General features: G+C 75.0%; 10 protein-coding genes. 6 read left to right on the forward strand and 4 right to left on the reverse strand.

The annotated features are described in order from the left end of the window. The 6 genes from ACFXAM_RS16350 to ACFXAM_RS16375 all read left to right on the forward strand — a co-directional run. The coding region (locus ACFXAM_RS16350; protein ID WP_380291652.1) for an acyl-CoA carboxylase subunit beta at positions 1 to 1497 on the forward strand (1497 nt) is incomplete at its 5' end. 10 nt (positions 1498 to 1507) lie between these two features. Continuing rightward, on the forward strand, positions 1508 to 3535 hold the full coding sequence (locus ACFXAM_RS16355; RefSeq protein WP_380291654.1) for an acetyl/propionyl/methylcrotonyl-CoA carboxylase subunit alpha: 2028 nt from the start codon (positions 1508 to 1510) through the stop codon (positions 3533 to 3535). Positions 3536 to 3548: 13 nt separating this feature from the next. Continuing rightward, positions 3549 to 4721: an acyl-CoA dehydrogenase family protein gene (locus ACFXAM_RS16360; RefSeq protein WP_380291656.1), complete on the forward strand. Its 1173-nt coding sequence runs from the start codon at positions 3549 to 3551 to the stop codon at positions 4719 to 4721. 362 nt (positions 4722 to 5083) lie between these two features. Continuing rightward, positions 5084 to 6673: a 4-coumarate--CoA ligase family protein gene (locus tag ACFXAM_RS16365; RefSeq protein WP_380291672.1), complete on the forward strand. Its 1590-nt coding sequence runs from the start codon at positions 5084 to 5086 to the stop codon at positions 6671 to 6673. Between the two features lie 116 nt (positions 6674 to 6789). Then, positions 6790 to 7410, forward strand: coding sequence for a TetR/AcrR family transcriptional regulator (locus ACFXAM_RS16370; protein WP_380291658.1), 621 nt, complete (start codon positions 6790 to 6792; stop codon positions 7408 to 7410). 145 nt (positions 7411 to 7555) lie between these two features. Further along, on the forward strand, positions 7556 to 10021 hold the full coding sequence (locus ACFXAM_RS16375; protein ID WP_380291660.1) for a SpoIIE family protein phosphatase: 2466 nt from the start codon (positions 7556 to 7558) through the stop codon (positions 10019 to 10021). Positions 10022 to 10104: 83 nt separating this feature from the next. Here the strand turns inward: ACFXAM_RS16375 and ACFXAM_RS16380 are convergent, their stop codons facing one another. From ACFXAM_RS16380 to ACFXAM_RS16395, 4 genes are all read right to left on the reverse strand, one after another. Then, a complete protein-coding gene (locus ACFXAM_RS16380) occupies positions 10105 to 11685 on the reverse strand; it encodes an MFS transporter (protein ID WP_380291662.1) in 1581 nt (526 codons plus the stop codon). Positions 11686 to 11738: 53 nt separating this feature from the next. After that, positions 11739 to 12293, reverse strand: a complete 555-nt coding sequence (locus ACFXAM_RS16385; RefSeq protein ID WP_380291664.1) for a TetR/AcrR family transcriptional regulator — start codon at positions 12291 to 12293, stop codon at positions 11739 to 11741. Between the two features lie 160 nt (positions 12294 to 12453). Then, positions 12454 to 12846, reverse strand: a complete 393-nt coding sequence (locus tag ACFXAM_RS16390) for a cell division protein SepF (RefSeq protein WP_380291666.1) — start codon at positions 12844 to 12846, stop codon at positions 12454 to 12456. 352 nt (positions 12847 to 13198) lie between these two features. Then, positions 13199 to 13912 (reverse strand): TVP38/TMEM64 family protein, encoded by a 714-nt coding sequence (locus ACFXAM_RS16395; protein ID WP_380291668.1) that lies wholly within the window; start codon positions 13910 to 13912, stop codon positions 13199 to 13201. Positions 13913 to 13949 lie beyond the last annotated feature (37 nt).

Raw genomic sequence — 13949 nt, forward strand, 5'->3', positions numbered from 1 at the left:
GAGGCGCAGGCCGGCGGCGGTCCCGCCTACGTCGAACGCCACCGCGGGCGCGGCAAACTGCTCGCCCGCGAGCGGATCGAGCTGCTGATCGACGAGGACTCGCCGTTCCTGGAGCTCTCCCCGCTCGCCGCCTGGGGCAGCGAGTACCCGGTCGGCGCCGCGCTGGTCACCGGCATCGGCACCGTCGAGGGCGTCGAGTGCGTGATCACCGCCAACGACCCCACCGTGCGCGGCGGGGCGTCCAACCCGTGGACCCTGCGCAAGGCCCTGCGCGCCCACGAGATCGCCCTCGCCAACCGCCTCCCGCTGGTCAACCTGGTGGAGTCCGGCGGCGCCGACCTGACCGGCCAGAAGGAGATCTTCATCCCCGGCGGAGCCCTCTTCCGCGACCTCACCCGGCTCTCCGCCGCGGGCGTCCCCACCGTCGCCGTGGTGTTCGGCACCTCCACGGCCGGCGGCGCCTACGTGCCCGGCATGTCCGACCACACCGTGATGATCAAGGACCGGTCCAAGGTCTTCCTCGGCGGGCCGCCGCTGGTGCGGATGGCCACCGGCGAGGAGACCGACGAGGAGTCGCTCGGCGGCGCCGGGATGCACGCCGGGGTCTCCGGACTGGCCGACCACTTCGCGCTCGACGAGCCGGACGCGCTGCGCCTGGCCCGCCGGATCGTCGCCCGCCTGGACCACCGCAGGCCGGGGCCGTGGCCGGACCTCGCCGCCGAGCCGCCGAAGTACCCCGAGGAGGAACTGCTCGGCATCGTCCCCGGCGACCTCAAGGTGCCCTTCGACCCGCGCGAGGTGATCGCCCGGATCGTCGACGGCTCCGACTTCGACGAGTTCAAGCCGCGCTACGGCCCCGGCCTCGCCACCGGCTGGGCCCGGCTGCACGGCTACCCGCTCGGTGTGCTGGCCAACGCGCAGGGCGTGCTGTTCAGCCAGGAGTCGCAGAAGGCCGCCCAGTTCATCCAGCTCGCCAACCAGCGCGCGGTGCCGCTGCTGTTCCTGCACAACACCACCGGCTACATGGTCGGCCGGGACTACGAGCAGGGCGGCATCGTCAAGCACGGTGCGATGATGATCAACGCCGTCGCCAACTCCGCCGTCCCCCACCTGTCCGTGCTGATGGGCGCCTCCTACGGCGCCGGCCACTACGGCATGTGCGGGCGGGCCTTCGAGCCGCGCTTCCTGTTCGCCTGGCCGAGCGCCAAGGCGGCCGTGATGGGCCCGCAGCAGCTCGCCGGGGTGCTGTCGATCGTCGCCCGGCAGTCCGCCGCCGCCAAGGGGCGGCCGTACGACGAGGAGGCGGACGCGGCGGTCCGGGCGATGGTGGAGCAGCGGATCGAGGCCGAGTCGCTGCCGGCCTTCCTCTCCGGGCGGCTCTACGACGACGGGGTGATCGACCCGCGCGACACCCGCACCGTGCTCGGGCTCTGCCTCTCCGCCGTCCACAACGCGCCGGTCGGGGGCGCGACCGGCTACGGCGTCTTCCGGATGTAGGGGGAACCACGTGATCACCAATCTGCTGGTCGCCAACCGGGGCGAGATCGCCCGACGGATCTTCCGCACCTGCCGGGCGCTCGGCATCGCCACCACCGCCGTCCACTCCGACCCGGACGCCGACGCCCCGCACGTGCGCGAGGCCGACACCGCCGTCCGGCTGCCCGGCGCCGCGCCCGCCGACACCTATCTGCGCGGCGCACTGCTGGTCGAGGCCGCGCTCACGGCCGGCGCCGACGCCGTCCACCCGGGCTACGGCTTCCTGTCCGAGGACGCCGGCTTCGCCCGCGCCGTGCGGGCGGCCGGGCTGCTCTGGGTCGGCCCGGAGCCGGCGGCGATCGAGGCGATGGGCTCCAAGACCGCCGCCAAGCGCCTGATGGCCGCCGCCGGGGTGCCCGTGCTGGACGCCCTGTCCGCGCCCACCCGGGCCGACCTGCCGCTGCTGGTCAAGGCGGCGGCCGGCGGGGGCGGGCGGGGCATGCGGGTGGTGCGCGCCCTCGCCGACCTGCCGGGCGCCCTCGCCGCCGCCCGCGCCGAGGCCGCCGCGGCCTTCGGCTCCGACGAGGTGTTCTGCGAGAGCTACCTGCCCGCCGGACGGCACGTCGAGGTGCAGCTGCTCGCGGACGCGCACGGCACGGTCTGGGCGGTCGGCGACCGGGACTGCTCGCTCCAGCGGCGCCACCAGAAGGTCGTCGAGGAGGCCCCGGCGCCGGGGCTCGACCCGGCGGTGCGCGCCGCCCTCCACGAGGCCGCGGTGACCGCCGCGAAGGCGATCGGCTACACCGGCGCCGGGACGGCCGAGTTCCTGCTCGGACCGGACGGCCGGTGCTGGTTCCTGGAGATGAACACCCGCCTCCAGGTGGAGCACCCGGTCACCGAGGCGGTCACCGGCCTCGACCTGGTCGCCCTGCAGCTCGCGATCGCCGAGGGCGCGCCCCTGCCCGGCCCCGCCGCGCCGCCCGCCGTCGGCCACGCGATCGAGGCCCGGCTCTACGCCGAGGACCCGGCGCACGACTGGCGGCCCGCCACCGGGACCCTGCACCGTCTCGAACTGACCGTCCCGCACGAGGAGTTCACCGGCCGGGGGGTGCGTCTGGACTCCGGGGTCGCGGACGGCGGCGAGATCACCCCGCACTACGACGCGCTGCTCGCCAAGGTGATCGCCTGGGCGCCGACCCGGGCCGCCGCCGCCCGCCGGCTGGCGGACGCGCTCGCCCGCGCCCGGATCCACGGGCCCACCACCGGCCGGGAGTCGCTGGTCCGCGCGCTGCGCCACCCGGCGTTCCTGGCCGGTCGGCTGCACACCGGCTTCCTGGCCGAGCACGCCGTCGCCCTGACCGCCCCGCCCGACCCGGGCCGGCCCCGGCTCGCCGCCCTGGCCGCCGCGCTCGCCGACGCCGCCGCCCGCCGCACCGCGCTGCCCTCCGGCTGGCGCAACCTGCCCTCGCAGCCGCAGCTCAAGCGCTACCGGTCGGACGACGGCGCCGTGCACGAGGTCCGCTACCGGCTGACCCGCGCCGGACTGCGGGCCGAGGACCACCCGGACGTCGAACTGGTCGAGGCGGCGCCCGAGCTGGTGGTGCTGCGCGAGGGCGGGCTGCGGCGGGCCTACCGCGTCGCCCGCTACGGGGAGCGGGTGCACGTCGACACCCCGGCCGGCGCCACCGCGCTCACCGCCCTGCCGCGCTTCCCCGACGCACCGGTGCGCTCCGAGCCCGGCGCGCTGCTCGCCCCGATGCCCGGCACCGTGGTGCGGGTCACCGCGGCCGTCGGCGACACCGTCACCGCCGGGCGGCCGCTGCTCGTCCTGGAGGCGATGAAGATGGAGCACCGGATCGCCGCCCCCGCCGACGGCGTCCTCGTCGACCTGCGCGCCGCCCCGGGCGAGCAGGTCGCGACCGGCGCGGTGCTGGCCGTCGTGAAGTCCCCCGGGGAGCCCGTCGCGGAGCCCGCCGGGGAATCCGCCGCGGAGCCCGCCGAACGGTCCGCCGAACAGCCGCCGGAACACGCCACCGAAGAGTCCCCCGACGAGGTCTGAGGAAGGACCGCGCATGTCCGCCATCGGCAGCCAGCTCCTCGAAACCCCCGAACGCCGCGTACTGCGCGGAGCCGTGGCCGGCCTCGGTGCCCGCTACGGCTCCGCCTACTACCTCGCCAGGGCCCGGGCCCACGAGCCCGTCGACGAGCTGTGGGCCGAGGCCGGCAAGGCCGGCTACCTCGGCGTCAACCTCCCCGCCGCGTACGGCGGGGGAGGCGGCGGGATCACCGACCTGGCGATCGTGCTGGAGGAACTCGGCGCCGCCGGCTGCCCGTTGCTGCTGCTGATCGTCTCCCCGGCGATCTGCGGCACCGTCATCGCCCGCTACGGCACCGAGGAGCAGAAGCGCCGGTGGCTGCCCGGACTCGCCGACGGCAGCCGCCGGATGGCCTTCGGCATCACCGAACCGGACGCCGGCTCCAACGCCCACCGGATCTCCACCGTCGCCCGCCGCGACGGCGGGGACTGGCTGCTGACCGGCCGCAAGGTGTTCGTCTCCGGCATCGACCACTGCGACGCCGTGCTGTTCGTGGCCCGTACCGAGGACGCCCGCACCGGCCGGCTCAGGCCCGCACTGTTCGTCGTACCGCGCGACACGCCCGGCTTCGAGTACCGGCCGATCCCGATGGAACTCGTCGCGCCCGAACGGCAGTTCCAGGTGTTCCTGGACGACGTCCGGCTGCCCGCCGGGGCGCTGGTCGGCGACGAGGACGCCGGACTGCTGCAGCTGTTCGCCGGACTCAACCCCGAACGGATCATGACCGCCGCGTTCTCCCTGGGCCTCGCCCGCCAGGCGCTCGGCAAGGCGGTGGACTACGCCCGCAGCCGCACCGTCTGGTCCGCCCCGATCGGCGCCCACCAGGGCCTCGCGCACCCGCTCGCCCGGTGCGCGGTGGAGGTCGAACTCGCCCGGCTGATGACCCAGAAGGCCGCCCTGCTGTACGACGCGGGCGAGGACGCCGCCGCCGGCGAGGCCGCCAACATGGCCAAGTACGCGGCCGGGGAGGCCGCCGCCCGGACCGTCGACCAGGCCGTGCAGACCCTGGGCGGCAACGGCCTCACCCAGGAGTACGGGCTCGCCGCGCTGCTCGCCGCCACCCGGGTCGGCCGGGTCGCCCCGGTCAGCCGCGAGATGGTCCTCAACTACGTGGCCCAGCACACCCTCGGACTGCCGAAGTCCTACTGAGCCTCCTGCCGGGACTCCCGCCGTGGGTCCTGCCGGAAGCCCCGCCGGAATCCCTGCCGGAAGTCCCGTCGGGAGCGCCGCGGGCCCCGACGGCCGGTACGGCCTCGAACGGATCGTCGCATCATCGTTCTGACATCTGACCGGGTCCCCCGACCGGGGACCCCACCGACCCCTCCCCACCTCGGAATTCGCCAGCCCGCGCCACCCCTGCGCCCCGCGCGCTCCGCCAAACGTCCGTCACTGGGGCGCACCGGGCGCCCACTGTCCGTATGCTCCTGTCCCGCACGCCGCACGGCCGGTCGCCACGACCTCCAGCCGGCCGTCCCGCCCCGCGCCAACAACCGCACAGGAGGCACGCCTTGGTGTTCCACAGCGAGTTCCCGGACGTCGGCATCGTCGACCTCGCCCTGCACGACGCCGTCCTCGGCGAGGCCGAGCGCCACGGCGACCGGCCCGCCCTGATCGACGGGATCACCGGCGAGACCGTCAGCTACGCGCAACTCGCCCATGCCGTCGGGCGGGTGGCCGCCGGCCTCGCCGAGGCGGGCGTCCGGCAGGGGGACGTGGTGGCCCTGTTCAGCCCCAACAGCGTCCGCTACCCGATGGCCTTCTTCGGCGCCACCCGGGCCGGCGCCACCGTCACCCCGGTGCCCTCGCTCACCACCGCGGGCGAACTCGCCGGCCAGCTCGCCGACAGCGGCGCCCGCTGGCTGATCACCGTCTCGCCGTTCCTGCCCACCGCCCGCGCCGCCGCCGACAAGCTCGCCGCCGAGGGCCGCCCGCTCGCCGGGACCGTCGTCCTGGACGGCGCCGACGGCCACCTCTCGCTCGCCGACCTGCTCGCCGCCACCGGCCCGGTGCCCGAGATCGCGCTCGACCCGGCCGAGGCCATCGCCGTGCTGCCCTACTCCAGCGGCACCACCGGGCTGCCCAAGGGCGTGATGCTCACCCACCGCTCGATCGCCACCAACCTCGCCCAGACCGACGCCGTCTTCCGCCCCAAGCCCGGCGAGCGCGTCCTCGCCGTGCTGCCCTTCTTCCACATCTACGGCCTGGCCGCGCTGCTCCACCAGCCACTGCGCTGCGGCGCCACCGTCGTCGTGCTGCCCCGCTTCGACCTGGAACAGTTCTGCCGCACCGTCCAGGACCAGCGGGTGCAGTCCGTGCTCGCGGCCCCGCCGATCGTCCTCGCCCTCGCCAAGCACCCGGTGGTCGAGCAGTTCGACCTCTCCTCGGTGGAGTACCTGCTGTGCGCCGCCGCCCCGCTGGACCTCGAACTCGCCGAGGCCTGCGCCCGCCGGCTCGGCCTGCCGCACATCCTCCAGGGCTACGGCATGACCGAGCTCTCCCCGGTCAGCCACGTGATGGACCCCACCGACCCGGACCCCTCCCCGGGCTCGGTCGGCCGGATGGTGCCCTCCACCGAACTGCGGGTCACCGCCCTCGACGGCACCGGCGGCGACCTCGGCCCCGGCGAGCGCGGGGAACTGCTGATCCGCGGGCCGCAGGTGATGAAGGGCTACTTCGGCCGGCCCTCCGACACCGCCGCCATCGTGGACGCCGACGGCTGGCTGCACACCGGGGACATCGGCTTCGTCGACGAGCGCGGCTACCTGCACATCGTCGACCGGGTCAAGGAACTGATCAAGTACAAGGGTTACCAGGTCGCCCCCGCCGAACTGGAGGCACTGCTGCTCAGCCACCCGCAGATCGCCGACGCCGCCGTGATCGGGGTCTGCGACGCCGAGGGCACCGAGTGCCCCAAGGCCTTCGTGGTCCGCGCCCCGGGCAGCGCGCTGACCGAGCAGGAGGTCGCCGCCTTCGTGGCCGGCCAGGTCGCACCGTACAAGAAGGTGCGCGCGGTGGAGTTCCTGGACGCCGTCCCGAAGTCCCCGGCCGGCAAGATCCTCCGCCGCGAGCTGCGCGAGCGCGAGGCCGCCGCCGCCCGCTGAACCGGCCGCCGCCGTCCACCGGTGCGGCCGCCCCCCCGACCGGCCGCACCGCCCCCACCGCCGTCTGCGAGGATCTTCCAGCCGCCAGCCCCGCACGGACAGGACCGCCGCCGCAGATGACCACCCACCCGGCCGCCCGCACCCCCCAGCAGGACCGCAGCCGCGCCACCCGGGCCCGGCTGCTCGCGGCGGCGGTCGACTGCCTCGCCGAACTCGGCTGGAACGGCTCCACCGTCGCCGTCGTCGCCGAACGGGCCGGCGTCTCCCGGGGCGCCGCCCAGCACCACTTCCCGACCCGCGAGGACCTCTTCACCGCCGCCGTCGAACACGTCACCGCCGAGCGGCTGACCGCCGTGCGGGCCCACGCGGACGCGCTGCCGGACGCCGGTCCGGCCCGTACCGAGGCGGTCGTCGACATGATCGTCCGCCTCTACACCGGCCCGCTCTTCCGCGCCGCCCTCCACCTGTGGGTCGCCGCCGCCACCGAGGAGCCGCTGCGCGAGCGGATCATCGGGCTGGAGGGCCACGTCGGCCGCGAGGCGCACCGTGCCGCCGTCGAGTTCCTCGGCGCCGACGAGACCGGGCCCGGCGTGCGCGAAACGGTGCAGGCCACCCTGGACATGGCCCGCGGCCTCGGCCTCGCCAACCTGCTCACCGACGACAGCGCCCGGCGATCCGGGGTGATCCGGCAGTGGGCGAGCCTTCTGGAGAGTACGCTGCGGCCGGTAGGCCCATGACGCCCGTACACCTGGACGACCGCTGCCCCTCACCAAGGGGTCGCCGGGCGGCCGATGTCCGTGCAGTCTGGAGAAGAACCCCGGCCGCAGGAACCACGAGGACCGCCCGGCCGGGCACGAAGCCGAACCGGGGTGCAGTCTGATCATGCGGAGAGACGAGTGGGACGCCACCAACGCCACCGGCCCCGGAGCCGACGCCGGCCCCGCACGCCTGGACGGCCATCGCCTCGTCCCGTTCGCCACCGCCCTGCTCCAGGACGACGGTCTGATCCTGCACTGGAGCGAGGACGCCGAGGCCCTGCTCGGCTGGACCGCCGAGGAGGCCGTCGGCAGCCACGCCGCCCGGCTGCTCACCGACGACAGCGACCGGCCCGAGGTCCTCGAACTCTTCGAGCGGATCCTCGGCGGCAAGGGCTGGTCCGGGGTCTTCCCGGTCCGCCACCGCGACGGCCACACCGTCGAGCTGGAGTTCCGCACCTACCCGATCGCCGGCCCCGGCGGCACCCTGCTGCTGCTCGCCACCGCCTCCGACATCGCGGCCCTGCACCGGGTCGAGGCCGACCTCGCCGTCCTCGACGGCATCTTCGGCCAGTCCCCGATCGGCATGGCCGTCTACGACACCGAACTGCGGTACGTGCGGCTCAACGAGTCGCTGGCACGGATGAACGGCCTGCCCGTCGCCGACCACCTCGGACGGCGGATCAGCAGCATCCTGCCGGGCATCAACAGCACCGAGATAGAACAGATCATGACGCAGGTGCTGACCACCGGCAGACCCGTGGTCGACGCCCGCTCGCACGGCCGCGTCCCCGGCGACCCGCGCCGCGACCGCGCCTGGTCCGCCTCCTACTTCCGGCTGGAGGACTCCACCGGCCGGGTCTTCGGCGTCTGCTCCTCGATCATCGACGTCACCGAGCGCTTCCAGGCCGAGGCCCGGGCCGCCCGCGCCCAGGAACGGCTGGCGACCATCGCCGAGGCCACCGCCCGGATCGGCACCACCCTCGACCTCCAGCGCACCGCCGAGGAGCTGATCGAGGCCGTCGTCCCCCGGTTCGCCGACTTCGCCACCGTCGACCTGCTGGAAACCGTGCTGCGCGGCGCCGAACCCACCCCCATCCCGGAGGACCGCGGCGCGCTGCTGCGCGCCGTCGCGGTCGGCGAGGCCTACGAGACCGGTCTGGCGCACGCCGTCGACGTCGTCGGCGAGGTCTCCGAGTACGCCCCCGGGCGCAGCTACACCGAGTGCCTGCGCAGCGGGCGCCCGCTGCTGCGCGCCCACGTCGACGCGGAGGTGCTGCGCGGGCTGGTCGCCAGCCCGGACCGGGTCGCCCCCGGCCTCGCGGCCGGCATCCACTCCTACCTGATGCTGCCGGTCATCGCCCGGGGCATGGTCCTCGGCGGCGCCGAGTTCATCCGGATGCGCAACCCCGAGCCGTTCACCGCCTCCGACGTCGCGCTGGCCGAGGAACTCGTCGCCCGCACCGCCCTGGCCATCGACAACGCCCGCCTCTACCGGCGGGAGCGGGAGACCGCGCTCACCCTCCAGCGCAGCCTGCTGCCCCAGGAGATCCACCGCACCCTCGGCCTGGAGATCGCCTACCGCTACCTGCCGTCCAGCGTCACCAGCGAGGTCGGCGGCGACTGGTTCGACGTCGTCCCGCTCTCCTGCGGCCGGGTCGCGCTGGTCGTCGGCGACGTCATGGGCCACGGCATCCGGGCCGCCGCCACGATGGGTCAGCTGCGCACCGTCGCCCGCACCCTGGCCACCCTCGACATGCCGCCCGAGCAGGTGCTCACCCGGCTCGACGAGACCGCCTCCGGAATCGGCGAGGGCCAGTTCGCCACCTGCATCTGCGCCGTCTACGACCCGCTGGAGCACACCCTCCAGGTCGCCTCGGCGGGTCACCTCCCGCCGGTCTGGGTCGCCCCCGACGGCACGCCCCGGCGGGTCGAGATGCCGCCCGGGGTGCCGCTGGGCGTCGGCGGGGTGGCCTTCGAGTCGGTCGAGTTCGCGCTGCCCGAGGGCGGCATGGTGGCCCTCTACACCGACGGCCTGGTGGAACGGCGCGGCCAGGACCTCGACGACGGCATCGACCTGCTCGCCCGCACCCTGTCCGGCCCCGGGCGGACCCTGGAGGAGAGCTGTGACGCCGTCCTCGGCGCGCTGGTCAGCGGCGGCAGTGACGACGACATCGCGATGATCATGGCCCGGGTGCTGCCGCTGCCCGCCGACCGGGTCGCCACCCTCCCGCTCACCGGCGGCGGACGGCTGCCCGGCAAGGCCCGCCGCTTCACCCGCGCCACACTGGACGCCTGGGGACTGGGCGCGCTCTCCGACTACGCCGAGCTGCTGGTCAGCGAGCTGGTCACGAACGCCCTGCTGCACGCCGACGCCCCGCGCCGGCTGCGGCTCTTCCGCGACCGGGTGCTCACCGTCGAGGTCGCCGACGCGGGCGGCCAGACGCCCCAGCTGCGGCCCTTCGCCGAGCAGGACGAGGGCGGCCGGGGGATGTTCCTGGTCAGCGAGCTCGCCCAGCGCTGGGGCAGCCGGCTGACCAGGGACGGCAAGGTGGTCTGGGCGGAGCTGGAACTCCCCTTCGGCACGGTCTGACCCTCCGGGGCCCGCCGGACACGACGGTTCCCCGTCCCCCGGCGGTCGGGGGACGGGGAACCGCGGTCCCGGGCGTGGACTTCTCAGGCGTGCGCCTTCTCGGGCGTGCGCTCGTGCTCCGGTTCCGGGGCCGGTTCCGGGGCCGGCCGGTCGGTCCCGCGGCCCAGCCCGCGCAGCAGCCGCCAGGCCAGCACCGCCGCGCCCAGCAGCAGCGCGGCCGCCAGCATCCCGGCCACGTTCACGCCGTGCACGAACGCGTCCCTGGCGCTCGCCAGCAGCGGCCCGGCCAGGGCGTCGGGCAGCCCGTGGGCCACCTCCACCGCGCCGCCCAGCGACTCGCCGGCCTGCGCGGCCGCCGCCGGGTCGGTGCCGGCCGGGACGGCCAGCCGGCCGGCGTACAGCGAGCCGACCACCGAGCCGACCAGGGCGATGCCGAGCGCGGTGCCCAGCTCGTAGGCCGTCTCGGAGACCGCCGACGCGGCGCCGGCCTTGTCGCCCGGCGCGGCCTTCAGCACCAGGTCCGCACCGAGCGTGTAGACCACGCCCTCCGCCGTGCCGACCAGCAGGAAGGCGGCGGCCAGCACCAGGTAGGTGGTGTCCTGCTGGATCCAGCCGAGCAGGCCGATCCCGGCGCCCATCGTGAGCAGGCCGAGGGTGAGCGCCGTCCGGGCGCCGGTGCGGCGCACCAGCCGGGCGGTCAGCAGACCACCGGCCATGGCGCCGGCGAAGGCCGGCAGCTCGGCCAGCCCCGCCTTCAGCGGCGGGTAGCCGCGGACCAGCTGGAGGTACTGCGAGGTGACGAAGACGATGCCGGAGAGCCCGATCAGCGCGATCAGCGAGGCCAGCACGGCGGCGGTGAAGCGGCGGTCGCCGAAGAGCCGGACGTCCAGCAGCGGGGTCTCCAGGCGCAGCTGGCGGCGGACGAAGACGATCAGCGCCAGCGCGCCCAGCAGGCCCGCGGCCGGCACGTCCCAGCGGGCCACGCCGTGCGCCGCGGCCTCCTTGATCGCGTAGACCACGCCGATCACACCGGTCAGCGACAGCAGCACGCTCAGGACGTCCCAGCGGCCCGGCTTCGGGTCCTTGGACTCCGGCAGCAGCCAGGCGCCGAAGACCAGCAGCAGCAGGAGCACCGGGATGTTCAGCAGGAACACCGAACCCCACCAGAAGTGCTCCAGCAGCACACCGCCGACCACCGGACCGAGTGCGGCACCGGCCGACGCGGCGGCGCCCCAGACGCCGATCGCGGTGGCCCGCTCGCGGTCGTCCGGGAAGAGCGTGCGGATCAGCGAGAGGGTGGAGGGCATGATGGTCGCCCCGGCCACGCCGAGCAGCACGCGGGCCAGGATCAGCCAGCCTGCGCCGGGCGCGTACGCGGCGAGCAGCGAGGCGGCGCCGAACGCGGTGGAACCGACCAGCAGCAGTCGTTTGCGGCCGATCCGGTCGCTGAGCGAGCCCATCGAGACCAGCAGGCCGGCCAGGACGAAGGAGTAGGCGTCGCCGATCCACAGCAGCTGGGTGCCGCTGGGGCGCAGGGTCTCGCTGATCGAGGGGATGGCCAGGGACAGGACGGTCGCGTCGACGGCGACCAGGGTGACGGCCAGCACGAGGACGGCGAGGCCGGTCCAGCGCAGGCGGGGCTGGAGGTGGACGGTGCTGCTCATGGGTATCGGTGTCCGGTTTCCGGTCCGGGGTGCGACGGATGGGGGAGTCGGGGTCAGTGCGGGCGCGGGGTGCGCAGGGCGCCGCCGAGGAGGAGCTCGGCGAGCGAGAAGGTCGCGTCGCGCGAGGCCAGCCGGCCGTCCTGGACGGCCCAGCCGATCCCGGCGAGCAGGTCGAAGAACGCCTCGCTGAGCCAGGCCGCGGAGAGCTCGATGCGGAAGACCCCCTGCTGCTGCCCGCGCAGGAAGAGCGCGTGCAGCCGGGCCATCTGGGCCTCCCAGAGGTCGTTGACCGCCTCGTCGTCGTAGAGCTGGCTCTCGCCGGTCAGGTAGGCGCAGAGCATGGCGTCCGGGACGATCTCGTCGATCAGCCGGCGCAGCGCGGCGTGCGCGTCCCCCTCCTCGACCGCGGCGGTGTCCAGCGCGGCGGCCAGCCGCTGGAGCGCGAGCATGCCGACCTCGCGGATCAGCGCGTCCCGGCCCGGGAAGAGCCGGTGCAGGGTGGCGCGGCTGATGCCCGCGGCGCGGGCGATCTCGTCGAGGTGGGCGGTCGGGCGGCGGGAGAGCACGCCGACGGCGGCTTCGAGCACGGAGTCACGGTCGGTGGCCATGGGACGAGTGTACGTCACGTGAGACGTGGATGTCTCAGAATTGATCCGGGCGTCTCGTGCGAGGCGCGGCCGCCCGGCGCGCGGACGGCAAAGAACCGGGGACGGCGGTTGCCGTCCCCGGTTCTCGGTGCTCCTGCCGGCCGGTCGCGGCCGGTGCCGGTCAGCTCTGGTTGTAGAAGCCGGTGTCGTCGAGCGGGCGGTCGATGACCATCACCTCGACGTCCGCCGGGGTGAGCAGGAACACCCGGCGGGCGATCCGCTCGATGCCGCCGCGGGTGCCGAAGATCAGGCCGGAGGCGAAGTCCACCATCCGCTTGGCCTCGGCCTCCTCCATCTCGGTGAGGTCCATGACCACCGGGGTGGCCGCCCGGATGTGCTCGCCGACCGTGCGCGCCGCCTCGAATCCGGTCGGCCGCAGGGAGACGATCTTCGCCGGGGCGGGGGAGGACGGTACCGTCTCCTGCTCGACCCACTCGTCCTCGTACACCGCGGCCGGGTAGCTCCCGGAGGGCATCAGCCACCCGTTGTGGTGCTCGTCGCGAAGTGCTCCCATGCCGCGCCTCCCTGCCTCTGTTCCGATACAGGTCCCCCGGTGCGCGTGCCCTTTTGACACGTCATCCACTCGTCGGAACTGTCCGAGTATCGCACTGATCACCGGTCTCGTGCCCGCTCGCGCCGTCCGTACGAGTCGCGCCGCGCCGACGGCCCGGGCGGACCCGGGCATCAGAAGCGACGCGGCGGAGGGACGTACGGTTGCGCGCGTAGAAGATATCGGTCGCGGTCGCCGCGCAATTGACCTTCTGTCAACAATGCGGGAACGATTTCACACACCACCGACAACGACCCCGGTCGGCCGAGCGCATCGGCGTGTCCCACGCCCGGCGCGCCGTCCGGGAGCCCGGCGCTCAGGCCTGGACCGCGCGCCGTCGACGGAGCGCCGCCCGCACCAGCGGGACCAGGCTCGTGAGGGCGATCACCCCGATCAGTCCGGCCGAGAGCAGGAAGCCCGTGGACCCCGGCTCGCGCGCGGTGGCCGCCGCCGCGACGTAGACCGCGGTGACCGGGATCACCCCGAGCGCGGTGGCGAGGATGAACGGCGGGAACCGGACCCCGGAGACCGCCGCGCCGTAGGTCGCCGCCTGGAACGGCAGGCCGGGGAGGAGCCGCAGCAGCAGGATGCTGCGGAACCCCTGGTGGGTGAAGCGCCGGTCCATCGCCAGCAGCACCCGCCCGCGCAGGAGGCGCCGCAGCGCGTCCCGGCCCAGCCAGCGGGCCAGCCCGAAGGCGACCGCCGCCCCGACCGTCGTGCCCAGCACGGCCAGCGCCAGCCCCTGCTGCACGCCCAGCAGCAGCCCGGCGGCCGCGTTCAGGGCCGGCCGGGGGAAGAAGGCCACCGTGCCGACCGCGTACACGGCGGTGAACAGCGGAGCGCGCCAGTACCAGGGCGTGCCGGTGAACAGGCTGCCGTCGAACAGGGCGGTCGGGTTCCACAGCAGCAGCGCGCCGGTCACCGCGGCGAGGATCACCACCAGCAGGGCGAACCGCGGCCACGGCGAACGCTCCGGCAGGTCGGCCGGAGCGGGGCCGGGCGGGGGCGGGGAGGTCACGGGTCCGGGCACGGCCCGAGCCTAACCGGGCGCCCGCTGCGCCCGGCAC

The organism is Kitasatospora sp. NPDC059462 (assembly GCF_042749955.1).
Lineage (GTDB): Bacteria > Actinomycetota > Actinomycetes > Streptomycetales > Streptomycetaceae > Kitasatospora.